Here is a 1,865-nt window from a genome sequence, read left to right as displayed (position 1 = left end):
GGCGGTCTGCGCCAGCAGGGGCAGGGTGGCATCGTTGCGCACCACGCCCTCGGGCGTAAGAATGCCGCAGTGGCCGTGGCTCATGTATTCGCACAGGCACACGTCTGTCATGACAAAAAGCTCGGGCCAGCGGCGCTTGAGCAGCCGCACTGCCTCCTGCACGATGCCGTCGTCGGCGTAGGCGCCGCAGGCTTTTTCGTCCTTGGTGGCCGGAATGCCAAAAAGGATGACAGAATGCAGGCCCGTGTCCACGGCCTGTTCCACCTGTTTTTCCAGCTGGCTGAGGCTCAGCTGGTACTGGCCTGGCATGGAGCCGATTTCTTTGCGAAAATTGGGGTCTTTTGTTTCAACCACAAAATAGGGCTGAATAAGGTCTTCCACAAGAAGGGGCGCGGTTTCGCGCACCAGTGTGCGGAGCTCGGGGGTGGCGCGCAGACGGCGGCCGCGATGGAACGGAGTCATGGCTCTATCCTTGTTTTTCAGGCCAGGCTGCCTCTATCATGCGATAGCGCTTGTAAAAACTGGCAGAGAGTGCGAAAGAGGCCCCTTTTTGAACAAGGGGCCTCCTCACAAAAAGAAGCTATTTCAGGCCGATTTCTTCATCAGTCAGGTAGCAGGCCGGGTCCTGTGCCCAGATGTCATCATAATAGGCTTCGGCGCGGGCGCGGAAGTTGCCGCCGCAGATGTTCAGAAAGCGGCACTTGGCGCAACGGCCCTTGACGTGGGCTTTCTTGTCCTTGAGCATGTGCAGCAGTTCAATGGAGGGGTCGTCCCATATCTGCGAGAACGGACGCTCCAGCACATTGCCGAGCACATGGTTCCGCCAGAACTGGTCGGCATGAACCTTTCCGTCCCAGGAAATACAGCCGATACCCCGGCCCGAGCTGTTGCCCTCATTGTACTGAAGCAGTTCAAAAACTTCTTCCGCACGCCTGGGGTCTTCGCGCTTGAGCCGCATCCACACGTAGGGGCCGTCGGCGTGGTTATCAACAGTAAGGATTTCCTTGCCCTTGCCCGCGTCAAACAGGGCGCGGGTTTCATCCATGATGAGGTCCAGCACCTGACGGGTTTCCGCGTGGTCAAGGTCTTCCTTGATAAGCTCGGAGCCTCGGCCGGAGTAGACAAGGTGGTAAAAACAGGCGCGGGGAATTTCCATATCCCTGAGCAGGCGGAAAATACCGGGAATTTCACCGGCATTGCGCTTGTTGATGGTAAGGCGCAGCCCCACCTTGAGACCTTCGGCCTGACAGTTGGCAATGCCTTCCAGAGCCTTGCGGAACGCGCCGGGTACGGCGCGGAACTTGTCGTGTATTTCTTCCATGCCGTCCAGGGAGATGCCCACGTAAGAGAGGCCCACGGCCTTGAGTTCGCGCGCTTTTTCCTTGGTGATCAGGGTTCCGTTGGTGGAGATGACGGCCCGCATGCCCTTGGACGTGGCGTGGCTTGCCAGTTCAACCAGATCTTTGCGCACCAGCGGCTCGCCGCCGGAGAAAAGCATGACCGGAGCGCCGTAGGCGGCCAGATCGTCGATCATGGCCTTGGCCTGCTGGGTATTGATGTCGTCCGTGCCGTCCACCTCAATGGCGTGAGCGTAGCAATGCACGCATTTGAGGTTGCAGCGCTGGGTCATGTTCCAGACCACCACAGGCTTCTTGTCCTTGGAAAACTGCAGCAGATGGGAGGGCAGCTTGCCCGACTCACGGCCATAACGCAGGGCGTCCGAAGGCTCCACCTGACCACAGTACAGCTTGGAAATGCCAATCATCACACAGTCCTTATTGTTCGATACATTTTTTCAGCGCGGCAAAGGCTTCGTCCAGTCCTTCAGGCTGGCTGCCGCCTGCCTGGGCCAGGTCGGGCCTGCC

The 1,865-nt window shown here is 58.9% G+C and carries 1 protein-coding gene and 1 pseudogene; both read right to left on the bottom strand.

What is annotated here, in order from left to right:
• Window positions 1-462, bottom strand: a pseudogene (locus V6C07_RS09820) (porphobilinogen synthase); the annotation flags it as partial.
• Window positions 463-580: 118 nt separating this feature from the next.
• A complete protein-coding gene (gene ahbC, locus V6C07_RS09815; protein ID WP_333536259.1) occupies window positions 581-1,765 on the bottom strand; it encodes a 12,18-didecarboxysiroheme deacetylase in 1,185 nt (394 codons plus the stop codon).
• Window positions 1,766-1,865 lie beyond the last annotated feature (100 nt).

This window comes from Desulfovibrio sp. 1214_IL3152 (assembly GCF_036763055.1).
Classification (GTDB): domain Bacteria; phylum Desulfobacterota; class Desulfovibrionia; order Desulfovibrionales; family Desulfovibrionaceae; genus Desulfovibrio.
Note: the sequence above shows the minus strand (reverse complement) of the source record. Positions and strands in the feature narration are given on the sequence as shown.